We start from the raw sequence: 25,163 nt of genomic DNA, 5'->3' as shown, positions 1-25,163 counted from the left end.
AGAGAATTCAGGAGGTTGGAGGCCGCGTACCTGCTGGGCAGGATGCATTTTGTGATCTGGGTGTGAAGACAGGGTGAGTGAAGGACTAAACCAGTGCTCCCAGTGCCGATACGGTTTTCCAGGCGAGCATCTGCATGCGTTGAGAGTTCACCGATGGCCGTGCCATACAGGCAAACACCATATCGCCCACGGGCCAGATACAGATGCATCCTTCCCGGCAGCGGATGAAGATTTCTTCGCTATGACCCAGCCGTAACCCGTCGAGTACCCGGTCACAGGCTTTTTTCATCTCGAAAAAAAGCGCACTCTGCTCGTCATAATCCAGCCCCTCACCAATATGCACCACCGGCATACCGTCACTACTGATCAGCGATACCAGCAGGATATCATCAGAGGAATCGTGGAGAGCCTGCAGGGGCGGAGTAAGGGTGGTGAGCTTCATTATTGTTATCCCTGCATGGTGGCTTTCAGGTCAGCTTAAGGGCAGGGGTAACTGGAATCAAAGCCAATAACGGTGTGGCCCGTTATTGGCAGGTGAAAGTCACCGTGTGTCCGATTTACGGTCGCTGGTTCGGCTCGCCATCGGCAAGCCGCATGTGTCTATTACGCCTGGCCGAATACCGTACTGAGCAAGTAAAGGGTATAGCCAACGTAAGCAGCCAGCAGCAGTGTGCCCTCAATGCGGTTGATGCGCCCTTGCCCCCGGAACCCGTAACCGATCACGAATAGCGACAGGGTCAGCGCCGCCATGACCAGCATGTCCCGATTGAACACCTCGGGTCCCACCGCCAATGGATGGATCGTGCCGGCGATACCTACTACGGCAAGGGTATTGAACAGGTTGGACCCCAGGATGTTGCCCAGAGCGATATCGTGTTCGCCCTTTCTGGCAGCAATGATCGACGATGCCAGCTCCGGTAGCGACGTGCCCACCGCGATGATGGTCAGGCCGATAATCAGGTCGCTGACGCCAAACCCCTGGGCAATCTCTACCGCGCCCCATACCAGCACGCGGGAGCTGACAATCAGCAGCAACAGCCCGGCCACCAGCCAGAAAATGGCTCGCCGCAGAGGCAGGGCGCGGCCCTCAAGTTCCTGCTCGATCTCACTGGCTAGTGCATCTTCCTTCTTTCGCATGCCCTGCCAGATCGTCCAGGTCATCAGGGCGCCGAATACACCGAGCAGCACCAGCGCATCAACCCGTGTGATTTCGCCGTCCAGCAGCTGCCACGCGGCCAGGCCGGTGACCAGTGCAAGGATGGGCAGCTCCTTGCGTAGCACCTGCGAATGCACGGCGATAGGGCTGATCAGGGCGGTAACCCCCAGGATCAGGGCAATGTTGGTGATGTTCGAGCCATAGGCGTTACCCAGGGCGATGCCCGGATTACCCTGCGACGCCGCCAGGGCCGACACCACCATCTCCGGTGCGGAGGTACCGAAACCGACGACCACCATGCCGATCAACAACGGCGGCATACCGAAATGGGAGGCGGTGGAGGCGGAGCCTTCCACAAACCGGTTGGCACTCCATACCAGCAGCAACAAACCAAATGCGATAGCAGCAGTGGCCAGAATCATAGGGATCAGGCGCTCCTTAGCGTCGATGAACCGACAGGTTGTTTGTCAGTGATAGGGTGGGCAAGCGTTCACCGCTTGATGCGCACATGGCAGAAGCCGAAGCGCTCTACAGAGCTGCCAGTCTACCCGCTAGCTTAAGGCTGAGAGGAGCCGGAATTAAAGTGATTAATGTGTTTTCGTCAGAGGCGGATGCGTTCTCTACGGTAGGCAGTCTGGTCTGCTCCAGTGCGAAGGCGGGTTCCTGATCAGGGGTTTAGTTTTCCCTTAGGAAAGCTTCAAAGCGGGCAGCGAGAAAGTCCCTGTTTGGCTGCAGTTTTTCCTGCTCGGGAATGCTGAGGCATTTTCCGTGAAGGTCTTTAATGCCGAGTTCCAGCAAAGGACCATCGCTGGAAGCCATGACCTCTTCACTAATATGAATCGTAAGGTTCCCATCAATACCGATGAGATATTTGTCGAAAGCGCTGTGGTGCAGTTTGCTCAGTGCAATCCCGTTTTGAATGCTAGCTTCACCGCGTTCATCAGCATCTGGGATTATGTGAGCGGCATCAAGAAGGTGCGTTGTTGGTAGTCCAGTCATTGCGCATTTGTTGTTATAAGCGGTCAGAACGGCTTGTCGAAATGATGACTGATGCAACCGTGTTCGGGTTTCTCTCACCGCATAGCGACGTTCAAAAGTAGTTGGTATGGAATAGTGCCCATCAACCAGGGGAGGGAGGTGGTTCTGAGGATCATTCAGGCCCACATAGATGTTGCAGTAAGAGTGTTGGCTTCCCAAGTCTTTAATTTCGGAAATAAAGCAGGGCCATAGTGCGGTATAGAATCCGGGGGAAATCCCGTGGAAATAGATGAATGGCTGCCCCAGCTCTTTTGATTGCCAGAGGTACCGATTAGGCCCTCGGTGAACATCGCCAGCTTGCAGGGCGTAGCGGTAGTAGTCATCTGAAGACTGGTAGTCGTTGTATATATTGATTCGTCCCGTTCTAGGTACCACTGTTTTGATGCTTAGTGCCCCATGCTTCATCTGTGAAGGTTTGAAGATACCGTTCGCACGGCTGGCAAAGTGGATTCTCTGGCCCTGATACATAAAGCCAGCTTCGATGGCAGCCCACGGAATGGCGTCATCATAAAGCGCTTTCAGCAGTCCGACTCTAGTAAACGCTGCATTGAGGATGTCTGGATCCGACATGTGAATCCTGGCTGAGATGGTGAGTTGCCAGGTTGGTGGATGTTGGGGGAGGAGGCAAGGTTTTGTGTTTGGAGAGGGAGGCCGCCGTAGCGCGGCACAAAAAAAGGGCCACCCCAATGGGGCGGCCCTTTCTTTTTGCTGTTTGGTGGAGCCGGCGGGAATCGAACCCGCGTCCGTCAGCAATCCATCTGCAGATCTACATGCTTAGCCAAGTTTATTGATTTAAGCCTTCACAACCCAACTGGCAGGACGTGAAAGCCGGGCCCCTAAGAGTTTTAACAGCGCCATCCGGGGCGGACTTTGCTGCGAGCCTGTGTTGCGATGCTCGCCGCTCTTCCCCACAGGCAGGGTCGATTGGCGATAAGCAGGGTTTAAGCTGCTAGTGCGTAAGAATCGTCGTTAGCGATTGCTTTAATGTGCCACAAATGATTTACGAGACTCGTGACCTTCTCGGCATGCACCACAGAATTCAATACCGGCGTCGAATCCAGGTCGGCCCCTGTGATGGGTTCATTGTAGGTGATGGGGGCAGGGAAGTCGATTCACAAGTGGGGTCCGGGATGTTCCGGATCGGCCATATTGTGGGGGTAAACGCCATGAATAATGTTCGGAATGTAATCAGATTGTGAAAAGTGTTACCCGAATACACATGTCTTGTCTGACAATCAGACCCCGAATGCTTGTTTTGTCATTTTTCAGGCGCACTATACAGGTGTCACCACGGCACTGTGTCATTGGCCGATGGTGAGGTTGAGCGAGTGATGCTCAGGTAGCCACAAGCCACCATGAAACATCCTGCTCGAAATTGTGTATCACACAATGGCTTTACAGCGAGCCTTGAAATAGACGTTATATGAAGGCCGCTGATCAAAGCATTGTCGTTCATTAAAGGAGAAAGCCGATGAACACGATCTTTCGGTCAGCAGGGCAAGTTTCCGAGAAGGCACTGTCGCCTTTGAAGGCTCAGCCGCTGCTCTACAGAGCGTTGCAACTGGTATTCGCGCTGGCTGCGTATGCAGGTGGTGTGTACCTGGTGGATATGGCGACCCCGGAGGCACGTCTTCCGGTGATTCTGTTCGCTGTTTACTTCCTGCCTGCGGTGCTACGCGCCTGGCTGCAGCTTTACTGGCAGCTGCGCGGCGACAGCCGGGCTCAGGACGTGAACACCCACCAGTCGGTGTAACGCCAACCGGTACAGTCTGAAGACAGTGTCACGCGTGCAGGGGGCGGCCCGTTAACCCGGGTCAGCTGCCCTGCCGCATCAGACGCTGCTTCTGACGGTTCCAGTCGCGCTCCTTCTCGGTGGCGCGCTTATCAAACTTCTGCTTACCTTTGGCCAGGGCGATATTGCACTTGGCAAACCCTTTCTTCCAGAACAGGCTCACCGGTACGCAGGTGTAGCCCTCTTTCTGTACGCCACCAAAAATGCGCCCCAGTTCGCTGCGATGCAGCAGCAGCTTGCGTGTGCGCACCGGATCCGGGTTGACGTGGGTACTGGCGGCGATCAGGGGCTCGAAGCGAGCACCGAACAGAAAGGCTTCCCCGTCCTTGAGCAGGACGTAGGCCTCGGTCAGGTTGCCTTTACCGGCACGCAGTGACTTCGCCTCCCAGCCTTCCAGGACCAGGCCGGCTTCGAAGTGCTCTTCCAGATGATATTCGTGGCGTGCCTTGCGGTTTTGCGCAATGGTGGCCGACGGCGCTTTGGCTTTTTTCTTGGCGTTTCCCATAGGCGGACGATTATAGAGCATGCGTTTGGCGGCTGACAGGGCTTTGTCTGTCAGGATGGAGGTGAGTTGTGACTTACCCTTACTTGAGCCGCCCAGTTAAAAAAAAGACAATAGCGCCACGCTAACGAGGGTAGTCCTGTTATGAAGCAAGAGAGCAAGCCGGTCCATGGCATGTGGGCCAGCCGTTGGGTGTTTATTCTGGCGGCGACCGGGTCGGCCGTGGGGCTGGGGAATATCTGGCGTTTCCCGTATATCACCGGCGAGAACGGTGGTGGCGCCTTTGTGTTGCTGTACCTGCTGTGTATCGCCGTGGTGGGCATTCCCATCATGGCGGCAGAGGTGATGCTGGGCCGCAAGGGCGGGCTGAGCCCGATCAATTCCATGCGCAAGGTGGCGACGGACAGCAAGGTCACCCAGCGCTGGGCGGGTATCGGTTACCTGGGCGCACTGTCGGCGTTTCTGATTTTGTCGTTCTACTCTGCGGTGGCCAGCTGGGCGTTGTATTACGCCTGGGAGGCAGTGCGCGGTGTCTTTGAGGGCATTACCGCGACCCAGTCGGAAGCCCATTTCAACGATATGCTGGCCAACCCCGGGTTGCTGCTGGCTTACCACACGCTCTTTATGGTGCTGACCATGGCGGTGGTAGCCAGGGGCGTGAAGGGTGGCCTGGAAAAGGCGGTGCAGATTCTGATGCCGCTGCTGTTCGTGCTGTTGCTGGTATTGGTGGGCTACGCGGCGACTACACCGGGTTTCAAGGAGGGGGTTGGCTTCCTGTTTGCCTTTGATTTCTCCAAGTTGACCGGCAAGGCAGTCATCGTGGCTGTGGGGCAGGCCTTCTTTACCCTGAGTCTGGGCATGGGGGCGATCATGGCCTATGGGGCGTATATGCCCAAAACGGTGAAGGACAAGAAGACCGGGCGCAGCCGGCCGGTGTCGATCATGTCGACCGTGGCCATCATTGCGCTGCTCGATACCCTGGTGGCGCTGGGCGCCGGTGTGGCCATGTTCCCGCTGTTGTTCTCCAATGGGCTGGAAGTGAGCCAGGGGCCGGGGATGATGTTTGTGACCCTGCCGCTGGCCTTCGGTCAGATGCCGGGCGGGCTGTTGTTCGGTTCACTGTTCTTTGTGCTGGTGGTGTGTGCCGCCTGGAGCTCGTCCATCAGTCTTGGCGAGCCGGTGGTGGCCTGGCTGGTAGAGCGGGGGCTCAAGCGCCCGATGGCGGCACTGGTGGTGGGCCTGGGGGCCTGGCTACTGGGTGTGGGCTCGGTGTTGTCCTTTAACGTATGGAAGGATCACACCTTCCTGGTGGGCACCTTCTTCGACAATATGGAATTCCTGTCCACCACGGTGATGTTGCCGCTGGGCGGGCTGCTGATCGCCATCTTTGCTGGCTGGGTGATGAAGGAGACCCAGGCGCGCAAGGAGCTGGCCATGCAGAACTTCAAGCTCTATCTGGTATGGCGGGCACTGGTGCGGATTTTCTCGCCGGTGGCGGTGATTGTGTTGTTTGTCTATTCCATCTGGGCCACGTTCGCGCCAGAAGAAGAGGCGCAGTCTGCTGATGCGCCTGCTCAGGAGCAGGCGGATGCGGTTACCAATGAGGCGCCGGCGCAGCAGGATGCTGCGCCACTGCCGCAAGAGGATGCCGCTGAGGTGCCCGTGGAGCAGGAGTCGCCCTGATGGCCGATGATGCGCGTATTCATGTGGAAGTGACCTATGCGCTGCCGGACAAGCAGCGCCTGATCGGTCTGGATGTGCCGGAAGGTACCACCATGCTGGAGGCGGCAAAGCTGTCCGGTATCGAAGAGCAGTTCGAAGGGCTGGTGCTGGACAAGGCGCCCATGGGGATTTTCGGCAAGGTGGTGGCCAATCCGGCCGGCCAGGTGCTCAAGCCTGGCGAGCGGGTGGAGATCTACCGCCCGCTGCAGGCGGATCCGAAGCTCAATCGCAAGAAGCGGGCGGCGGAAAAGGCCCGCTGATGGTGCGGATCAGGCTGCCGGCTGGCCCGGGTCGCTCGGTTCCTGAGGCAGTGTTTCCGGATCTGGCGCCGATTGCTCGGTAGCAGGGGCGGGCTCGGGGCTGGTTTCTTCCTGCTTGCGCTCATCCAGTTTGCGCTGCAATTCGCGGTCCTGTTGTGAGCTGGTTTTCTTGCGGAAATCCTCGATCACTTCGCCTTCATGGCGGCTATAGCTGCCGTTTTCGAAGTGCAGCACAATCTGCTGGCTGACGTTATCGCCCTTGCCGGGGCGGTAGGTCATCAGATAAAACCATTTGTCAGGCGTGAACGGGTCCACCAGGGTGGGGGCACCAAGCACATAGCGCACCTGCTCCGGGCTCATGCCGGGCTCGAGTTCGCCGAGCATCTCCTCGGTGACGAAGTTGCCCTGCGGAATATCGATCCGGTAGACACCGGGAAAGCGCAAGGAGCTGCAGCCAGTGGTGGCCAGCAGGGCTGTCAGACTAAGGACGGCTAGAATTCGTGGCATGGTTTTTCGACTTCACTAAGTGTTCGGGCGATAATACAGACTTGCAGTAGCGGTACAAGTTTCCCGCTTTTTTCATATCGCCCTGAATCTGTGGCTTCAGCGTGGATGCACGGCGTGAGAATTTGTTGTCACAGTGGGTTTTCTGAGGGAGGGTCGTATTATCTGAATACGATCGACTGAAAAAATCCTCTGTGGCGGCAAAGGCTTGCGTCAGGCGCCGCGATGAAGTCACGGATTCAGGGGCATCGCCACCTTTTGGCAAATTGGAGCATACGCATTGGATAATCAGGATCTCAGAAAAGCGGGCCTTAAAGTGACCCTGCCGCGGGTGAAAATCCTGCAGCAACTGGAGAAATCTGAAGAGCGCCACCTGAGCGCCGAAGATATCTACAAGTCGCTGATGGACGCCGGCGAGGATGTGGGGTTGGCCACCGTCTACCGTGTGCTGACCCAGTTCGAGCAGGCGGGCATGGTGCTGCGCCACAACTTCGAGGGTGGCTCTGCCGTTTTCGAGCTGGCGGACGAGGACCATCATGATCATATGGTGTGCATGGAAACCGGCCAGGTGATCGAGTTCATGGATGACGTGATCGAGAAACGCCAGCACGCCATTGCCGAGGAACACGGCTATGAAATCATGGACCACTCGCTGGTGCTGTACGTAAAGCCGAAGAAGTGATCCAGCACCCCGGCCCAGGTGGCCTGGGTAGGGTGGATTAGCCGCAGGCGTAATCCACCTTTTACCGGTTGCGTTATGGTGAGGCAGGCATGGTGGATTACGCCTGCGGCTAATCCACCCTCCGTCCTGCGTGGTGCGCCGGCGTTTGTGCGCGGGCTGGGCGCTGCCGGTTCTTTGGGGCCTGCCCGCGCCGCTGTTAACTCTTCACTATTAACTCTTCACTGCCTTTCTACGCTGCCTGAGCCTTACTCAGCATCTCCCTGGCATGGTTGCGGGTGGATTCGGTGATTTCCACGCCGCCCAGCATCCGCGCCAACTCTTCAATTCTTGCGTTGTCATCCAGCCCCTGGATACGGGTATGGGTAGTGTCGTCCCCCTGAATCTTGTGGACCTGCCAGTGCTGGTGACCCTGGCTGGCGACCTGGGGCTGGTGGGTGATGCATAGCACCTGGGCGTGGCTGCCCAGTTCACGCAGCAGCCGGCCGACGATCTCGGCCACGCCACCACCGACACCCACGTCCACTTCATCGAATACCAGGCTCGGTACTGTCAGGTTGCGGGCGCAGATCACCTGGATCGCCAGGCTTACCCGTGACAATTCGCCGCCGGAAGCCACTTTGCCAAGCGGCTTGAGGGGCTGGCCCGGGTTGGCAGAGAACAGGAATTCCACGTCTTCCAGGCCGTCGGCGCCAGGGGCGCATTCGCCCAGCTGGGCTTCCAGCTTGGCGGCTTTCATACTCAGGGCGGTGAGCTGTTTCTGTACCTGCTGGGTGAGGTTCTTGGCGGCGCTGCGGCGGGCTTTGCTGAGCTGGCGGGCGCTGTCCATGTATTGTTGCTGGGCCGCGGCTTCCTGCTCGGAGAGGGCGTGCAGATGGGCATCCACATTGCCCAGGGCGTCGGACTCCGCCAGCAGTTGCCGGTGGTGTTCAACCAGTTCTTCCGGGCGAATGCGGTGCTTGCGGGCCAGGGTGTAGCTCTGGCTGAGCCGCTCTTCCACCTGGGCCAGGCGCTCCGGGTCCAGGTCCAGCCGTTCCAGGTAATGGCGCAGGTCATCGGCGGCGGCTTCCACTTGCAGGCGGGCGGATTCCACGGTGTCGGCGATGGTTGTCAGGCCTTCATCCTGGTTGCGAGCCTCGTCCAGCCAGTGGCTGACCTGGCTGAGGTGGTCGTTGCAGGTGCCGTCATCGCCTTCGTAAAGGGCGTTGAGAGACTGCTGGCAGGTACGAATCAGGCTTTCCGCGTTGCCCAGACGCTGCTGTTCCTGCTCCAGCTGTTCCAGTTCGCCGTCCTGCAGGGCGAGGGCGTCCAGCTCTTCCAGCTGGAAGCGCAGCAACTCTTCCTTTTCGTTTTGCTCGCGGGCCTGATTCAGGGCATCGTCGTGTGCCCGGCGCGCTTTTTGCCAGTGGCGCCAGTGTTCGCGAACGGTGTTGGCTAGATCGCGGGCGTCGGCAAAGTTGTCCAGCAGCTGCCGATGGGCTTCTTTCTTCATCAGGGCCTGGTGTTCGTGCTGGCTGTGGATGCTGATCAGCCGCTCGCCCAGTTCCCGCACTTCCGCCAGCGGAGTGGGAGTGCCGTTCACATAGGCCCGGGAGCGACCATCGGCGCGTACGGTGCGGCGCAGCAGGCACTGGTCGTCATCATCCAGCTCCCGGTCGGCCAGCCACTGGCGGGCGGTCGCGTTGTCGCTGACATCAAAGGTGGCGAGTACCTCAGCCCGGTCGTGGCCGTGGCGGACGATGCTGGAGTCGGCTCGATCGCCCAGGGTCAGGCCCAGGGCATCGATGATCACGGACTTGCCCGCCCCGGTTTCCCCGCTGATTGCGGTGAGGCCGTTCTCCGGCTCCAGTTCCAACTGGTCCACGGTGGCAAAGTGACGAACGCTCAGATGGGTCAGCATGGTATCTCTCCGAAACGGGCGAGTCAGGGTGACGATTAGCGGCTGGCAGGGACCTGTATCACCTGGGTGCTGGCCAGCAGATCGTGCAGGCAGCGGCGATCACCGCGGAATATCAGCAGCGGGTCGACAAGCATGACCAGGTTGATGCCGGGCACCTGTGCCAGCACATGGAACAGTAGATAGCGCAGACCGTAGAGTTTGCCGGGGGGCACGTCCAGCTGCTCCATGCCGATAATTTTCATGCCCAGCAGCCACTTGCCGATGGTCTGCTGGCGGTTGAACAGCAGCCAGCCCTGCAGGGCCAGGAAGATTACTTCGCCGACAATGAACCAGACCAGGGTGGCGGTCAGGTCGAGAGCGCCATTGTTAGCCATCATGTCAGCCCAGGTGCCGGAAAAGAACACGATAGGGCCGATAATGGCGAGCTGGACCAGGCCGTCGATCAGGGCACCGAAAAAGCGATACCAGCGGCTGGCAAGCGCCGGGTTGTCCAGAGTCGGGCGGTTCTGTGTGTCGGCGGCGGGGCTCTGGTAGGGGTTGCTGTTGTCGGTCATGGTGACGTCCTTGTTACGATAACTGTTCTTTTGGGCAGTGGTTGTAATCTTAGGGGATTCCGGTCGCCAGTGTAAGCCCCCGATAAACTCCGAACGAGAAGGCTATATAATGTCGTACTGATTTTCTGGTACATATACCGCTATGACGAAGCTGGATCTGAACGAACGCAAACAACGATTGCTGATGGCGCTGGTGGAGCGCCATATCCGCGACGGTCAGCCGGTGGGGTCCAAGACCCTGGCTTCCGGCAGTGGGCTCACCGTGAGCCCGGCCACCATCCGCAATATCATGGCGGAGCTGGAAGATCTTGGTGTGCTGACCAGCCCTCATACGTCTGCCGGGCGCGTGCCCACGGAGCTGGGTTACCGGTTGTATGTGGACTCCCTGCTGGCATCCAGTGTCATGGATCGTCCGGGCCACCGCTCACTGAAAAAGGAGCTGGGTCAGTTACTGGCGCCGGAGCAGTCGCCCCAGGAGTTGATTGCCCAGGCATCGCGAACCCTGGCGGAGCTGACCCGCATGGCCGGGCTGGTGGCGGTGCCGCGCCGGGAGGTGACGACCCTGCGCCAGGTGGAATTCTTGCCGTTATCGGGCAAGCGGGTGTTGGTGGTACTGGTGGTCAACCGCTCCGAGGTGCAGAACCGCATCATCCATACCGACCGGGATTACGATGAGGTGGAGCTGCGCCAAGCTGCCAACTACATCAATCACACCTATGCCGGCTGTGACCTGAACAGCATCTGCGATGGGTTGCTTAACACCATGAATGCAGATCGGGCACAGATGGATGTATTGATGGAGACGGCGGTCGCTGTCGCGGGCAAGGCATTACGCACTGAGCAGGAGGATTCCGATTATGTGGTGTCCGGTGAGTCCAACCTGCTGAAGTCCGCAGAAGCCGACAATATCGGTCAGTTGCGCAACCTGTTCGATGCGTTCAGCCACAAGCGCGACATCTTGCACCTGCTGGAGCGCTCCATGAAAGCGGACGGGGTGCAGATCTTCATCGGCCGGGAATCCGGCTTCCAGCCATTCGAGGACTACTCGCTGATCTCGGCTCCTTACCGGGCAGACAATGGTCCGGTGGGCGTCCTCGCCGTGGTCGGCCCCACCCGCATGGACTACGAAAAGGTCATCCCCACCGTGGATATCACCGCCAAAATCCTCTCGGCGGCCCTGACGCAGCTTTAGGGCAGTTAACAGTTAACAGTTACGCGAGATCGCTCCGGAGGGGTGCAAATGCAGGCACCCGCGAGCAGGCTTCGGGCGCGGCCGCCGGGGTCTCTGTAATCACGAAGCTCTATCGCGAGCTGTGAACTATTCACTATTAACTGTTAACTGCCTTTCCTTCCCCCCTTGAATCCTCGCCATCCGCTCCCATATATTTGCCCGCTTTCCTGGAAAAGCCCGGATTGGGATGTGGAGTAGAGAATGAGTGATCAGGAAAAAGACCCTAAAAACGCCGAGGCGCAGGTAGAGACTGCCGAAGAGCAGCAGGCGGCAAAGGAGGCTGAAGCGGCCCAGGCAGAGCCTTCCGCGCCAGAAGAGCCCTCAGCGGAAGAAAAGCTGGCAGAGGCGGAAGTCGAGCTGGCCAAGGTCAAGAAAGCCCTGAGTGAGGCGGATATCCGCGCTCAGGCGGAAATCCAGAATGTGCGCAAGCGCGCCGAGCGGGACGTGCAGCACGCCCGCAAGTTTGCCCTGGAGAAGTTTGCCGGCGATCTGTTGAGCGTGGCGGACAACCTGGAGCGCGGCCTGGCCGCCCTGGATGCCGACGACGACGCCCTGCAAGGTGCCCGCGAAGGTATCGAGCTGACCCTCAAGTCGCTGCTCGATGCGTTTGCCAAGTACAACCTGGAGCAGATCAGTCCGTCTGATGAGCCGTTCAACCCGGAACTGCACGAGGCCATGACCATGGTGCCGGTGCCCAATGTGGAGCCCAACACCGTGATTGATGTGTTGGAAAAGGGCTACCAGCTCAATGGTCGCCTGATCCGCCCGGCCCGCGTCATCGTCAGCAAGGCGGCTGAGTAAAAAGCGGTGCTGGCCCCTTGAAACGGCGCGCGACAGCGCCATATAGATGCCAGACGAATTAACAATTCAACTGCCTGGGTCGCCGAAAGGGGCCCGGCTGGTGTGAAGGAGAACGAGAGATATGGGTAAGATTATCGGTATCGACCTGGGTACGACCAACAGCTGTGTGGCCGTGCTGGAAGGTGATAAAGCCAAGGTTATTGAAAACGCTGAAGGCGCGCGTACCACGCCGTCCATCATCGCCTACACCGACGACAAGGAAACCCTGGTCGGTCAGTCCGCCAAGCGTCAGGCGGTGACCAACCCGGAAAACACCCTGTACGCGGTGAAGCGTCTGATCGGCCGTCGTTTTGACGACAGCGTCGTTCAGAAAGACATCAAGATGGTCCCCTACAAGATCACCAAGGCCGACAATGGCGATGCCTGGGTAGAAGTGAAGGGCGAAAAAATGGCGCCGCCGCAGATCTCTGCGCAGGTGCTCAAGAAAATGAAGAAGACCGCGGAAGATTACCTGGGTGAGGCCGTTACCGAGGCCGTCATCACCGTGCCCGCGTACTTCAACGATTCCCAGCGTCAGGCCACCAAGGATGCCGGTCGCATCGCCGGTCTGGACGTGAAGCGCATCATCAACGAGCCCACCGCGGCGGCCCTGGCCTATGGCCTGGACAAGAAAGGCGGCGACCGCACCATCGCGGTCTACGATCTGGGCGGCGGTACCTTCGATATCTCCATCATCGAGATTGCCGAAGTGGACGGTGAGCACCAGTTTGAAGTGCTGGCCACCAACGGTGACACCTTCCTGGGTGGTGAAGATTTCGACCTGGCGCTGATCAACTTCCTGGCAGACCAGTTCAAGGCAGATTCCGGCATAGACCTGGGCGGCGACCCGCTGGCCATGCAGCGTCTGAAAGAAGCGGCCGAGAAAGCCAAGATCGAGCTGTCCTCCGCCGAGCAGACCGAAGTGAACCTGCCGTACATCACCGCCGACAGCACCGGTCCCAAGCACCTGGTGGTGAAAGTGACCCGTGCCAAGCTGGAATCCCTGGTGGGTGATCTGGTTAGCCGCTCCCTGGAGCCATGCAAGACTGCGCTGACTGATGCGGGCGTGAAAACTGCCGATATCACCGACGTGATTCTGGTGGGTGGTCAGACCCGTATGCCGATGGTGCAGAAGAAAGTCACCGAGTTCTTCGGCAAAGAGCCGCGCAAGGACGTGAACCCGGATGAAGCGGTTGCCATGGGCGCAGCCATTCAGGGTGCGGTACTGAGCGGTGACGTCACCGACGTGCTGCTGCTGGATGTGACGCCGCTGACCCTGGGTATCGAAACCATGGGTGGCGTGATGACGCCGCTGATCGAGAAGAACACCACCATCCCGACCAACGCGTCCCAGGTGTTCTCCACGGCGGATGACAACCAGACCGCAGTGACCGTGCATGTACTGCAGGGTGAGCGTAAGCAGGCGGCACAGAACAAGTCGCTGGGCCAGTTCAACCTGGAAGACATTCCGCCGGCACCGCGCGGTATGCCGCAGATCGAAGTGACCTTCGACATCGATGCCAACGGTATTCTGCACGTGGGCGCGAAAGACAAGGCCACCGGTAAAGAGCAGACCATCCAGATCAAGGCCTCCTCCGGTCTGTCCGACGAGGAAGTGGAAAAGATGGTGCAGGACGCCGAAGCTCACGCGGACGAAGACAAAAAGTTCGAAGAGCTGGTGCAGACCCGCAACCAGGCTGACCACTTGGTGCACGCCACCAAGAAGACTCTGGAAGAAGCCGGTGACAAGGCGACTGACGAAGAGAAAGAAGCTATCACCAAGGCGGCTGACGAGCTGGAAGAAGCCGCCAAAGGCAGCGACAAGGACGACATCGACGCCAAGATCAAGGCGCTGTCGGAAGTCTCTGCGCCGCTGGCCGAGAAGCTGTATGCCGAGCAGGCTCAGCAGGCGGAAGGCGCAGCCGCGGACGCCGCTGGCGAGCAGCAGAAAGCTTCTGGTGATGACGTAGTCGACGCCGAGTTTGAAGAAGTGGACGACGACAAGAAGAAGTAAGTCGTCGGACATCCCGGTGCCGCGCTCAGGCGCGGTAGCCGGGAGATCCGCGCAACTTCTTTATTGCCGGCGCCTTGCCGGCGTTTTTGTGTGACGGGACTGATTCAAAAAGGCCCACTATGTCCAAACGTGATTATTACGAAGTGCTGGGCGCATCAAAAGATGCCAGCCAGCAGGATCTGAAAAAGGCCTATCGACGGCTTGCCATGAAATACCATCCGGATCGCAACCCGGATGACCAGGAAGCCCTGGCCAAGTTCAAGGAAGCCAAGGAAGCCTACGAAGTGCTCTCCGATGAGCAGAAGCGCGCTGCCTACGACCAGTTCGGCCATGCCGGCGTGGATGGCCAAGCGGGCGGCGGCGGAGCCGGTGGCTTCGGCGGTGGCGGTTTTGGTGACATTTTCGGCGACATTTTCGGCGATATCTTTGGCGGCGGCGGTGGTGGTCGTCGTGGGCCGGCCCGTGGCGCCGACCTGCGTTATACCCTGGAGCTGTCTCTTGAGCAGGCCGTGCGTGGCTGCGATGAAAAAATCCGCGTGCCGACCTGGGATAGCTGTGAAGTCTGCCATGGCAGTGGTGCCAAGGAAGGCTCACAGCCAGTGGCCTGTAACACCTGTGGCGGCATGGGCCAAGTGCGCATGCAGCAGGGTTTCTTCACCGTGCAGCAGGCCTGTCCTACCTGTAAGGGCGAAGGGCGTGTCATCAAGGATCCCTGCACCAGTTGTGGTGGTCAGGGCCGGGTACAAAACACCAAGACCCTGTCGGTGAAAATTCCGGCGGGCGTTGATACCGGTGACCGTATCCGTCTGGCTGGCGAAGGCGAAGCGGGCATGCATGGCGCCCCCGCCGGCGACCTGTACGTGCAGGTGGCGGTGCGCGAGCACGACATCTTCCAGCGCGACGGTGCCAATCTGTTCTGCGAAGTGCCGATCAGTTTTGTCGATGCCACCTTGGGCGGCGAGCTCGATGTGCCGACCCTGAATGGCAAGGTCAAACTGAAGGTCCCTGCGGAAACCCAGAGCGGCAAGCTGTTCCGCTTGCGTGGCAAGGGGGTGACCCCGGTACGCGGTGGTGGCCCGGGTGACCTGCTCTGCAAGGTGGTGATCGAAACGCCGGTGAAACTGTCCAGCGAACAGAAAGATCTGCTGCGCAAATTCCAGGAATCCCTGGAAAGCGGTGGCAACCGCCACAACCCGCGCAAGAGCAGCTGGTTTGAAGGGGTGAAGCGTTTCTTCGACGCCAAATAATCCCTGAGCCCAGCGCCATCAAAAAAGCCCGGTGCATCTTGCCCGGGCTTTTTTGTGGCCGGTTTTTGCTGCGACCCACCCCGCAAAAATCCCGATGTAAGCATCCTCGCACAGCAGAATCCTCCTCAGCGCAATGACAATCCCGCGCTAACCCTCGACCATCCCTGCTTTTGAATGGGCCAGTCAGGGGATGACAGCAGCCATGAAACAGCAGCAAGCCACCAGGGCAGTCCGGGCTCCAGACAATGAGGCAATGGCGCAACTGGCCACGGTTGAGGCCGGCGCAGTAGGGGAGCTTACACTCAGATTGCAGGATTCCGGTGAACGGGTGACGCCAGTGGATGCGATACGAAATCTGCCTCCGCTACAGGCCGGCGATACCGTGCTGGTGCAGCCCACCCTCCAGGGATGGGTGATCACCGCCCAGCTGAGCGGTCTCGACGCCTCGCCGTTTCAGTTCATCGACAGTGGTGCCTTGTGTCTGCGCTGTGACAAGGGCCTGCAATTGCAGGTCGGCGACGCCTTCATCGCGATCACCCCGGAAGGCTGCATCACCGTGGACGGCAAGGAAATCCACACCCTGGCCAGCGGTTTGCAGCGCATCATGGGCGGTTTGGTGCAGATCAACTAGTGGTTATGCTGCCTCAGATCGACACCCACTATCGCGAAGCCACGGCGTTGTTTCAGCGCCGCTGTGGTTTGTTGAAGGCGACCGCCTCGCCGCTGGAAGCGTTGCGGCAGCTGGACTGGCGACTGGCGGCCAATCTGGATGCGGTGGCGATTCATCAGGAGGGGCGTCCGGAGGTGTCACTGCGCCCTCCGGCGTTGTTCGTGGAAACCTGGGTGGGGTTGCAGCGAGATAGCGTCGGCTGCCTGGAGAGCCTTGACGGGATTTTTCCGGAGCTGAAGCCGGAGCAGCAGGGCGCCGTCATTGAGGCCATGACGCTGTCGTCTTGCAGCGGCGAGGTGAGGCATCCTGAACTGCGTGCCGCGCTGATGTCAGAGCAGACGGCCATGGCCATGAGCGAGGAAGAGGCTGCCGAGCATGATGCGCTGTTGGCACGCTGGCTTTTTTTTCAGGATGCCGCCGGTGCGGATCTTTCCTGTTTCCAGTCCTGGTATCAGCGTCATGATTTTCCCCGCTCCCGTCATCATGCCTTGCAGGCCGGGCTGGTACGCAGGGATTCGCTGGCCGTTCAGGCTGCCCGGGATTACCAGGATGATCCTCTCTTTACGTTGTTGTTGGCGCAGAGTGGTCACCCGCCGGAAAACCTCCTCGGAATCGCGTTTGGTGGTTCGGTATCAGCGGCGCGTCAGCTGCTGGATGCCATGGAGCAAGTGGCCTGCTGCGAAGACGCGGCGCAGGCCTGGTTCTGGCTCACTGGTGAAATGGTGCCCCGCAAGCCGCGCTTGCAAGCGGTGGGGGTGAGTGATGAGTCATCGCGAGAGTCGAAAGAGACTTTGCCCGATGCACCGGCGGCGGCCATCAGTTGGCAAGCGAAACAGTTGCCGAGCGAGGCGCGTTATTTCTTTGGTGAACCCGTGACGGTCTCGTCTCTGGAGTTACTTGACCAACAATGGGCAGGACAGATCGCCCCGTTGATTGCCGCGCAACAAAGCTGGCTGGCCGAGCGTCGCGTACTGCCCGTCTCAGGATGGCAGTTTCACTCCCTGAGTGAGGGGGGCGCCCATGCTTGAGTTAGTCAATGAAACCGACGCCGGGGCGGTGGTGGTTCCCGGCTGGGATCTGGTTGGCAATTACCGGTCTGTTCTGGTTGCCCGTTTGACGCTGCATTTTGATCTGAACGGGCAGATTGTGGTGGCGGACGAGCAGCCTTCGCCGTTGCTGGCGGATAGCCATTACGGCAAGCCCATGGAAACCAGTTTGCTGGCAGCGAATGAAATCGGCGCGTTCAAGCAGGGCGCCGAGTACTACCTGCACGGCAAGGCTTACACCCGTACCGGCGCGGAGAATCGAGCCCATGTCAGTGTGGAAATTCGTCAACGAGATAGCGCCAGCCGAAAGCGATTGATTGCACTGGGGGAGCATGGCTGGGAAAAAAGCCTGGTCGGTGCCCGTCGTGGAGAGCCGGCAGCTTTTACCTCGTTGCCGTTGTGCTATGAAAACGCCTATGGCGGCAGCCATGAGAAAAGCGGCCAGCGGGAGAAGCGCAACCCGGTGGGGCGTGGCTTCAATCCGTCGGGGTGGAAGATTCTCGATCCCCGCGCGCCACAGATTGAATATGAGGGGCGCTCAGCCCTGTCTCCTTCGCGGCCCTGTGCGGTGGCCAGCTTTGCACCCTTGCCAGTGTTCTGGGCTCCCCGCCAGGCGCGTTTCGGTTCACCCTCGCAGATGCCGCTGGATGAGCAAGGTTGCCCCTGGGGTCAGGATGCCGAACCGTCACTCCATCATTGCGCTCCGCAGGATCAATGGCTGTCCCACCCCTTTGCGGGAGGCGAGCAGTTGACGTTGCAGGGCTTCTTCCCGGAGCACCCGGAGCCGGTATCACTGACGCTGCCACGCTGGCAGCCCCCCGCGCTGCTGGTTCGTCGTGGCCATCCGTCGCAACGTCTGACCACTGTGTGCGACACGCTGGTAATCGACACGGAGCAACGTCGCCTGTCTCTGATTGCCAGAACGCTTGTCGATCCGTCCGTCCTTGGCGGTCATCCCGCCTGGTTGCGACTGCTGGCATCTTCGTCGTTGGCACAGGAGGTGGAGGCATGACGTCAGCGGCCCGTGCTCGGCATTCTTGCCTCAGTAGTTGATGGTGCTGCCGGAAAGTTTGATTAGACGCTGGAGGCATTGTTTGGCATTGAGAAGTGGTGACGCGATCAACTTGATGAGCTGTCATTGTACGGCGTCTGCAATCGCCCTTTCGCACGCGTAAGCCAATAGTCTGAAATTTGACCACTGTCGTTGCCGCTTTAACCCCGCCTGCGATATTGTGCATAAAAACAACAATAACAGAGGTAATCATGGCTGCGCGGCGACTGGCAGGGATGCTGGGGGGTATGTTGTGTTGTCTTCCCCTTTCTTTATATGCGGCGCCTGTGGATCAGGCTCACGAGCGGGCACGTGCCACCTTTGCCCAGAAGGCGCCGCTGACGCTGGATGCGCAGGTGCTGGACACGCCCTGGGTGCCGGCGCCGTTTGAGGCGTCTTCCTTTACCTACACCTATGATGAAATTCGCCAGTCTTGGCCCGACTTTATGCGGGGCCTGCGGATACCGTTTCCGTCGCCGGACTATCTGAAGGCGCGCTATCAGCGTTTCCCTGCGCTGTATCGGGATCTGCATTACCAGGATGACAACTGGGAGCAGCATAGCCGCAATGTGCTGGAGGTCTGGCAGGCGTTTTTCCGTGGGGATTTCCGCCATGCCCGTGAACTTGGCAAGCGCTATGGAGGCTATGCCCGGGTGCCGGGGCTGGTAGCGCAGATTATTTATGCCACTTATCTGGCGCCGAGCCACACTCAAAAGCAGCAGCTGCTGCAGGAGGCCATTAACGAGATGGCCTGGTTTGGTGAACAGGTGGCAATTCTGCCGAGCGAGCAGGGCCTGACGGCGGATTACTGCATGTTGCGGCTCGGTTTTGGTTATGCGGTGGCGCGCCTGGCGGAGGATGAGTCGGTGCCGGCCACGTTGCAGCGCAACTATGCGGCCATGGTGATCAATGCGGCCACCGAGATTCTGGCGGTGGAGCCGGAACATCCGTTGGCGTTGTCGCTCAGTGCGGCCTTTGAGGCCAATGTACTGCGCCGGGTGGGCAAGGCAGCGGGCAGGCTGACCCTGGCGGCAGACAGTGAGGATGCCACGCAACCTTTTGAGACATCGCTGGTGGCGGTGCCGGATCTGGCGATTGTTCGCTATGAGTATGCCAACAGTCTGCTTTATACCTATCAGGAGGCATCGGCGGAGCAGGCGCTGGCGCAATTGCAGGCGGCGGCCGACATGCCGGCGCGCTTTGCCATGGAGTGGCTGGATCGGGCCTATGCCCGCAAGCGGCTGCAGGAAGTGCAGGCCTGGCGTGACAGTGGCATGAGCTTCAAGCGGTTTGACCGCAAGCGGCGCAAGTTCATGCGCAAGGAGAACATCAATCTCTACGCGGTGACCCGGCCGCCCTTTCTGGTAGACTAGCGGCCTTCAATCGTTTTGCTGTGGTGGGGCTCAAAGGGCGCCTGCCACGGTGCCATTTCCAAGGAAGTAGCATGAAAGTAGGCATTATCGGTGCGGCCGGTCGCATGGGCCGGATTCTGATCGAGGCCACTCTGGCCAACCCGGATACCACTCTGGCAGCGGCGGTGGACGTGCCCGGTTCCAGCCTGATCGGTGCCGATGCCGGTGAGCTGGTGGGGCAGGGTGCCAGTGGTGTGATGCTGGCGGATGACCTGGGCAAGGTGGTCAACGATGCCGATGTGTTTATCGATTTCACCGTGCCGGAGGCCACTGCCCGCAATGTGGAAGTGTGCCGTGCTGCGGGTACCAAGCTGGTGATCGGTACCACCGGGCTGGATGACGACCAGAAGGCCGCCCTGCGCACCGCCAGTGAAGACATCGCGATCTGTTTTGCGCCCAACTACTCCATCGGCGTGAATCTGTGCTTCAAGCTGCTGGAAACCGCCGCTCGGGTGATGGCGGAAGAGGCCGATATCGAGGTGATTGAGGCCCATCACCGTCACAAGATCGATGCACCCTCCGGCACCGCCCTGCGTATGGGGGAGGTGGTGGCGCAGACCCTGGGGCGCGACCTGAACGAATGCGCCGTCTATGGGCGTGAGGGCCGTACCGGTGAGCGCGATCGCCAGACCATCGGTTTCGAGACCATTCGTGCCGGGGATATTGTCGGCGATCACACCGTCATGTTCGCCGCAGACGGCGAGCGGGTGGAAATCACCCACAAGGCTTCCAGCCGTATGGCCTTTGGCCGCGGGGCGGTAAGGGCTGCGGCCTGGCTGGCAACCCACGATAAGGGATTGTTCGACATGCAGGATGTGCTTGGCCTGGCGGGTGAAAGCGCCGGCTGGGGCAAGGCCTGAAAAAGCCGGCGGGCTGCCAGCGGTCGGTTGCACCGAGCAAAGGGTGACATTTGCCCGCTGAGGCCCTAAAATAGCGCGCAGCCCGTGATGGGCGTGCGGGGCACTGATGACGAATTTCATGAAAAAGCGAGGTGGAGCAATCCATCTCGCTTTTTTGCGAATGTGCCCTGCCGCATATCTCCCTATATTCTTACCAGCCTGGAGGTTGCGTTGACGGTTCCCGCCATTCTCGCTCTTGAAGACGGAAGCATCTTTCGGGGTGTTGCTATCGGTGCCACGGGTCAGACCGTGGGTGAAGTGGTGTTCAACACTGCTATGACCGGCTACCAGGAGATCCTGACGGATCCCTCCTACGCCAAACAGATTGTGACCCTGACCTATCCGCATATCGGTAACACCGGTGTGACGCCCGAGGACGAAGAGTCCGCCCAGATCTGGGCGTCCGGCCTGGTGATTCGCGATCTGGCCATGACGGTCAGCAACTGGCGTAGCCAGCAGTCCCTGCCGGACTACCTGCGCGATAACAATATCGTGGCCATTGCGGAGATCGATACCCGCCGCCTGACCCGCATCCTGCGCGACAAGGGTGCCCAGAACGGCTGCATCATTGCCGGCGATAACCTGGATGAGGCCAAGGCACTGGAAGCGGCCAAGGGCTTCCCGGGTCTGAAGGGCATGGATCTGGCGAAGGAAGTCACCGTCAGTGAAGCCTATAGCTGGACCGAGTCCACCTGGGATCTGGAGAAGGGTCACACTGAGGGCGTCGACAGCCGCTTCCATGTGGTGGCCTACGATTACGGCGTCAAGCGCAACATTCTGCGCATGCTGGTCGAGCGTGGCTGCAAGCTCACGGTGGTGCCGGCGCAAACCCCGGCCGCTGACGTGCTGGCCATAAATCCCGATGGCATCTTCCTGTCCAACGGCCCGGGTGACCCGGAGCCCTGTGACTACGCCATCGAGGCCATCAAGGAGATCGTTGCCACCGGCAAGCCGGTGTTCGGTATCTGCCTGGGCCATCAGTTGCTGGCGCTGGCCAGCGGGGCGAAAACCATGAAGATGGGCACCGGCCACCACGGTGCCAACCACCCGGTGAAAACCCTGGCCGACGACACGGTGATGATTACCAGTCAGAACCATGGTTTTGCCGTGGATATGGACTCCCTGCCGGAGACTCTTAAGGTCACCCATGTGTCCCTCTTCGATGGCACTTTGCAGGGCATTCATCGCACCGATGTGCCGGCGTTCAGCTTCCAGGGTCACCCGGAAGCCAGCCCGGGCCCGCGAGATTGCGCGCCGCTGTTCGATCATTTCATCGAACTGATGGAAGCGAAGAGCCAAAAGTAAGCCAGAGCCAGACCCGGCATCGCCGGGTCCCTGATGCAGCCATTTACGTCTGACGGTTAGTGAACTATGCCGAAAAGAACTGACATACAAAGCATTCTCATCATTGGCGCTGGCCCGATTGTCATCGGCCAGGCCTGTGAGTTTGACTACTCCGGTGCCCAGGCCTGCAAGGCCCTGCGTGAAGAGGGTTTCCGGGTCATCCTGGTGAACTCTAATCCGGCCACCATCATGACCGACCCGGCCATGGCCGATGCGACCTACATCGAGCCGATTACCTGGCAAACCGTGGCCAAGATCATCGAGAAGGAGCGTCCGGACGCCCTGCTGCCCACCATGGGCGGACAGACCGCCCTGAATTGCGCGCTGGATCTGGACAAGCACGGCGTGCTGGCCGAGTTCGGTGTGGAAATGATCGGCGCCACCCAGGATGCCATCGACAAGGCGGAAGATCGGCACCGTTTCGACCAGGCCATGAAGGCCATTGGTCTGGAGTGCCCGCGCTCTGCCATCGCCCACAACATGGAAGAGGCCAATGCGGCCCTGGAAGATCTGGGCTTTCCCTGCATTATCCGGCCCAGTTTCACCATGGGCGGTTCCGGTGGCGGTGTTGCCTATAATCGGGAAGAGTTTGAAGAGATCTGCCAGCGCGGTCTGGACCTGTCGCCCACCAACGAGCTGTTGATCGACGAGTCCCTGCTGGGCTGGAAAGAGTACGAGATGGAAGTGGTCCGCGACAAAAAGGACAACTGCATCATCGTCTGCTCCATCGAGAACTTCGATCCCATGGGTGTGCACACCGGTGACTCCATTACCGTGGCCCCGGCGCAGACGCTCACCGATAAAGAGTTCCAGATCATGCGTGACGCCTCTCTGGCGGTACTGCGCGAGATCGGTGTGGAAACCGGCGGGTCCAACGTGCAGTTCGGGGTCAACCCGGACAACGGCCGCATGGTGGTGATCGAAATGAACCCGCGGGTAAGCCGCTCCTCGGCGCTGGCCTCCAAGGCCACCGGTTTCCCGATTGCCAAGGTGGCCGCCAAGCTGGCGGTGGGTTACACCCTGGACGAGCTGCAGAACGAGATTACCGGTGGCAAGACCCCGGCCTCTTTCGAGCCGTCCATCGATTACGTGGTTACCAAGATTCCGCGCTTCAACTTCGAGAAATTTGCCGAAGCGGACGCGGTGTTGACCACCCAGATGAAGTCCGTGGGCGAAGTGATGGCCATTGGCCGTAACTTCCAGGAATCCGTGCAGAAAGCCCTGCGTGGTTTGGAAACCGATTCCGTCGGCTTTGATCCCAGTGTGGATCCGGCTTCACCGGATGCCCGCGAGCAGGTGGCCCAGTTGCTGGCCACTCCGGGTCCGGAGCGGATCTGGATTGTCGGTGATGCTTTCCGTGTCGGCATGACCGTGGACGATATCTTCAACATCACCAAGATCGACCGCTGGTACCTGGTACAGATCGAGGACCTGGTGCGCACCGAGCAGCAGCTGGCGGCCACCACGTTCAGTGACCTGAACCGCTACAGCCTGTATGCACTCAAGCGCAAGGGCTTTTCCGATGCCCGCTTGGCACAGCTGCTGGGTGTGAAGGAATCCGACGTGCGCGGCAAGCGTGACGAGTTCGGCGTACAACCGATCTACAAGCGGGTGGACACCTGTGCGGCGGAATTTTCCACCGACACCGCTTACATGTACTCCAGCTATGACGAAGAGTGCGAGTCCAACCCGTCCGACCGTGACAAGATCATGGTTATCGGTGGTGGGCCCAACCGTATCGGTCAAGGCATCGAGTTCGATTACTGCTGTGTACACGCCGCCTTCGCCATGAAGGACGACGGCTACGAGACCATCATGGTCAACTGTAACCCGGAAACCGTGTCCACCGATTACGATACCTCCGATCGCCTGTATTTCGAGCCGGTGACCCTGGAAGACGTGCTGGCCATCGTTGCCAAGGAAAAACCCAAGGGTGTGATCGTGCAGTACGGTGGCCAGACGCCGCTGAAACTGGCTCGTGCCCTGCAGGCCGCCGGCGTACCGATTATCGGTACCCCGCCGGACGCCATCGACGAGGCGGAAGATCGCGAGCGCTTCCAGTTGATGGTCAACAAGCTTGGCCTCAAGCAGCCGCCCAACCGGACTGCCCGCTCCATGGAAGATGGTGTGCGTCTGGCGGAAGAAATCGGTTACCCGCTGGTGGTGCGCCCCTCCTATGTACTGGGTGGTCGCGCCATGGAAATCGTTTACAGCGAGGCCGAGCTGCGTAACTACATGATGAACGCGGTGTCCGTGTCCAACGACTCGCCAGTATTGCTGGACCGCTTCCTGGATGACGCCATCGAAGTGGATGTGGATGCGGTCTGTGACGGCACCGATGTGGTTATCGGCGGCATCATGCAGCATATCGAACAGGCCGGCGTGCACTCCGGTGACTCCGCTTGTTCCCTGCCGCCGTATTCCCTTGGGGAAGAGGTGCAGAATGTGATGCGCCAGCAGGCGGCAGACATGGCGCTGGAGCTGGGCGTGATCGGCCTGATGAATGTGCAGTTCGCGGTCAAGAGCGGCGAGGTGTATGTTCTGGAAGTGAATCCCCGTGCATCACGGACCGTGCCTTACGTGTCCAAGTGCATCGGTGTGTCCCTGGCCAAGGTGGCGGCTCGCTGCATGGCGGGCACCAGCCTCAAGGAACAGGGCTTCACTCAGGAAATCAAACCGCAGCATTACTTCGTGAAGGAAGCGGTGTTCCCGTTCGCCAAATTCCCGAAGGTAGATCCGATTCTCGGTCCGGAAATGAAGTCCACCGGTGAAGTGATGGGTATCGGCGCCACCTTTGCCGAAGCGTTTGGCAAGGCGTCTCTGGGTGCGGGTGAAGCCCTGCCCGAGAAGGGGACGGCCTTTATTTCCGTGCGGGAAGTGGACAAGCCGGCAGCCATCGAAGTGGCGCGCATGCTGATCGAGCGTGGTTTCAATCTGGTTGCCACCCGCGGTACCGCCAAGGTAATTGCTGACGCCGGTCTGGATGTGAAGGTGGTCAACAAGGTGCTGGAAGGGCGTCCGCACATTGTGGACATGATCAAGAATGACGAAGTTGCCCTGATCGTGAACACCACCGAGGGCAAGCAGGCGATCCGCGATTCCTTTGCGATTCGTCGCTCTGCTCTGCAGCACCGGGTGTTTTATACCACCACGATCACCGCCGCCCATGCGGTGTGTCAGGCGCTGGGAATCAGCGGCGAGCCCACGGTTCGGCGCCTGCAGGATTTGCACGCACAAATGCAGTAAATCGTCCCATGGGGCGCTCGGAGCCGAGTGCTCCGGGCGGTTTTCATGGATTAGAC

General features: G+C 59.6%; 22 protein-coding genes and 1 other RNA gene. 15 read left to right on the top strand and 8 right to left on the bottom strand.

The window, feature by feature from the left end; genetic code table 11:
• Window positions 1–85: 85 nt before the first annotated feature.
• The 4 genes from Q0Y02_RS08670 to ssrA all read right to left on the bottom strand — a co-directional run bounded on the left by Q0Y02_RS08670 (window position 86) and on the right by ssrA (window position 3,264).
• Window positions 86–442 (bottom strand): roadblock/LC7 domain-containing protein, encoded by a 357-nt coding sequence (locus Q0Y02_RS08670; RefSeq protein WP_035248363.1) that lies wholly within the window; start codon window positions 440–442, stop codon window positions 86–88.
• Between the two features lie 161 nt (window positions 443–603).
• A complete protein-coding gene (locus Q0Y02_RS08665; RefSeq protein ID WP_297766967.1) occupies window positions 604–1,578 on the bottom strand; it encodes a calcium/sodium antiporter in 975 nt (324 codons plus the stop codon).
• Between the two features lie 253 nt (window positions 1,579–1,831).
• The gene (locus tag Q0Y02_RS08660) at window positions 1,832–2,764 is read right to left on the bottom strand and encodes an HNH endonuclease (protein ID WP_297766966.1); all 933 of its coding nucleotides are present in this window, start codon (window positions 2,762–2,764) and stop codon (window positions 1,832–1,834) included.
• Between the two features lie 143 nt (window positions 2,765–2,907).
• Window positions 2,908–3,264, bottom strand: a transfer-messenger RNA (tmRNA) gene (ssrA, locus tag Q0Y02_RS08655).
• Between the two features lie 401 nt (window positions 3,265–3,665).
• Here ssrA and Q0Y02_RS08650 point away from each other — a divergent pair.
• Window positions 3,666–3,947 (top strand): hypothetical protein, encoded by a 282-nt coding sequence (locus Q0Y02_RS08650; protein WP_297766964.1) that lies wholly within the window; start codon window positions 3,666–3,668, stop codon window positions 3,945–3,947.
• Between the two features lie 61 nt (window positions 3,948–4,008).
• Here Q0Y02_RS08650 and smpB read toward each other — a convergent pair whose 3' ends face one another.
• Complete coding sequence (gene smpB / locus Q0Y02_RS08645) at window positions 4,009–4,491, bottom strand: SsrA-binding protein SmpB (protein ID WP_297767015.1); 483 nt, start codon at window positions 4,489–4,491, stop codon at window positions 4,009–4,011.
• Between the two features lie 141 nt (window positions 4,492–4,632).
• Here smpB and Q0Y02_RS08640 point away from each other — a divergent pair, with 141 nt between their 5' ends.
• Window positions 4,633–6,171, top strand: coding sequence for a sodium-dependent transporter (locus Q0Y02_RS08640; RefSeq protein WP_297766963.1), 1,539 nt, complete (start codon window positions 4,633–4,635; stop codon window positions 6,169–6,171).
• Window positions 6,171–6,470: an RnfH family protein gene (locus Q0Y02_RS08635; RefSeq protein ID WP_297766962.1), complete on the top strand. Its 300-nt coding sequence runs from the start codon at window positions 6,171–6,173 to the stop codon at window positions 6,468–6,470. The genes Q0Y02_RS08640 and Q0Y02_RS08635 overlap by 1 nt, the downstream gene beginning before the upstream one ends.
• 9 nt (window positions 6,471–6,479) lie before the next feature.
• Here the strand turns inward: Q0Y02_RS08635 and bamE are convergent, their stop codons facing one another.
• Window positions 6,480–6,977 carry an outer membrane protein assembly factor BamE gene (bamE, locus tag Q0Y02_RS08630; protein WP_297766960.1) on the bottom strand — a complete coding sequence of 166 codons (498 nt, stop codon included), beginning with the start codon at window positions 6,975–6,977 and terminating at the stop codon, window positions 6,480–6,482.
• A gap of 277 nt (window positions 6,978–7,254) precedes the next feature.
• Between bamE and fur the strand changes: the two genes are divergently transcribed.
• Window positions 7,255–7,656: a ferric iron uptake transcriptional regulator gene (fur, locus tag Q0Y02_RS08625; RefSeq protein WP_035248394.1), complete on the top strand. Its 402-nt coding sequence runs from the start codon at window positions 7,255–7,257 to the stop codon at window positions 7,654–7,656.
• Window positions 7,657–7,885: 229 nt separating this feature from the next.
• Here the strand turns inward: fur and recN are convergent, their stop codons facing one another.
• The gene (gene recN / locus Q0Y02_RS08620) at window positions 7,886–9,553 is read right to left on the bottom strand and encodes a DNA repair protein RecN (protein WP_297766956.1); all 1,668 of its coding nucleotides are present in this window, start codon (window positions 9,551–9,553) and stop codon (window positions 7,886–7,888) included.
• A 35-nt stretch (window positions 9,554–9,588) separates the two neighbouring features.
• Window positions 9,589–10,107 carry an RDD family protein gene (locus Q0Y02_RS08615; protein WP_297766954.1) on the bottom strand — a complete coding sequence of 173 codons (519 nt, stop codon included), beginning with the start codon at window positions 10,105–10,107 and terminating at the stop codon, window positions 9,589–9,591.
• 142 nt (window positions 10,108–10,249) lie between these two features.
• Here Q0Y02_RS08615 and hrcA point away from each other — a divergent pair, with 142 nt between their 5' ends.
• From hrcA to carB, 11 genes are all read left to right on the top strand, one after another.
• Entirely contained in the window at window positions 10,250–11,299 is a 1,050-nt protein-coding gene (gene hrcA, locus Q0Y02_RS08610) for a heat-inducible transcriptional repressor HrcA (protein ID WP_035248397.1), read from the top strand.
• 240 nt (window positions 11,300–11,539) lie between these two features.
• Window positions 11,540–12,139: a nucleotide exchange factor GrpE gene (gene grpE / locus Q0Y02_RS08605; RefSeq protein WP_297766952.1), complete on the top strand. Its 600-nt coding sequence runs from the start codon at window positions 11,540–11,542 to the stop codon at window positions 12,137–12,139.
• Between the two features lie 121 nt (window positions 12,140–12,260).
• Window positions 12,261–14,192 carry a molecular chaperone DnaK gene (dnaK, locus tag Q0Y02_RS08600; RefSeq protein ID WP_035248399.1) on the top strand — a complete coding sequence of 644 codons (1,932 nt, stop codon included), beginning with the start codon at window positions 12,261–12,263 and terminating at the stop codon, window positions 14,190–14,192.
• Window positions 14,193–14,311: 119 nt separating this feature from the next.
• The gene (dnaJ, locus tag Q0Y02_RS08595; protein WP_297766949.1) at window positions 14,312–15,439 is read left to right on the top strand and encodes a molecular chaperone DnaJ; all 1,128 of its coding nucleotides are present in this window, start codon (window positions 14,312–14,314) and stop codon (window positions 15,437–15,439) included.
• Between the two features lie 202 nt (window positions 15,440–15,641).
• On the top strand, window positions 15,642–16,070 hold the full coding sequence (locus tag Q0Y02_RS08590) for a hypothetical protein (protein WP_297766947.1): 429 nt from the start codon (window positions 15,642–15,644) through the stop codon (window positions 16,068–16,070).
• 5 nt (window positions 16,071–16,075) lie between these two features.
• Window positions 16,076–17,137, top strand: coding sequence for a hypothetical protein (locus Q0Y02_RS08585; protein ID WP_297766945.1), 1,062 nt, complete (start codon window positions 16,076–16,078; stop codon window positions 17,135–17,137).
• Entirely contained in the window at window positions 17,130–18,167 is a 1,038-nt protein-coding gene (locus tag Q0Y02_RS08580; RefSeq protein WP_297766943.1) for a DUF2169 domain-containing protein, read from the top strand. Before Q0Y02_RS08585 ends, Q0Y02_RS08580 begins: the two co-directional genes overlap by 8 nt.
• A 326-nt stretch (window positions 18,168–18,493) precedes the next feature.
• A complete protein-coding gene (locus Q0Y02_RS08575; RefSeq protein ID WP_297766942.1) occupies window positions 18,494–19,579 on the top strand; it encodes a hypothetical protein in 1,086 nt (361 codons plus the stop codon).
• Window positions 19,580–19,650: 71 nt separating this feature from the next.
• A complete protein-coding gene (gene dapB, locus Q0Y02_RS08570) occupies window positions 19,651–20,478 on the top strand; it encodes a 4-hydroxy-tetrahydrodipicolinate reductase (protein ID WP_272974757.1) in 828 nt (275 codons plus the stop codon).
• Between the two features lie 210 nt (window positions 20,479–20,688).
• Entirely contained in the window at window positions 20,689–21,822 is a 1,134-nt protein-coding gene (gene carA / locus Q0Y02_RS08565; RefSeq protein WP_272974758.1) for a glutamine-hydrolyzing carbamoyl-phosphate synthase small subunit, read from the top strand.
• Between the two features lie 66 nt (window positions 21,823–21,888).
• Window positions 21,889–25,107: a carbamoyl-phosphate synthase large subunit gene (gene carB, locus Q0Y02_RS08560; protein WP_297766938.1), complete on the top strand. Its 3,219-nt coding sequence runs from the start codon at window positions 21,889–21,891 to the stop codon at window positions 25,105–25,107.
• The last annotated feature ends 56 nt before the right edge of the window (window positions 25,108–25,163 follow it).

The sequence above is a fragment of the uncultured Alcanivorax sp. genome (genome assembly GCF_947258575.1).
Classification (GTDB): Bacteria; Pseudomonadota; Gammaproteobacteria; order Pseudomonadales; family Alcanivoracaceae; genus Alcanivorax.
This window is presented reverse-complemented; position numbering and strand designations above follow the sequence as displayed.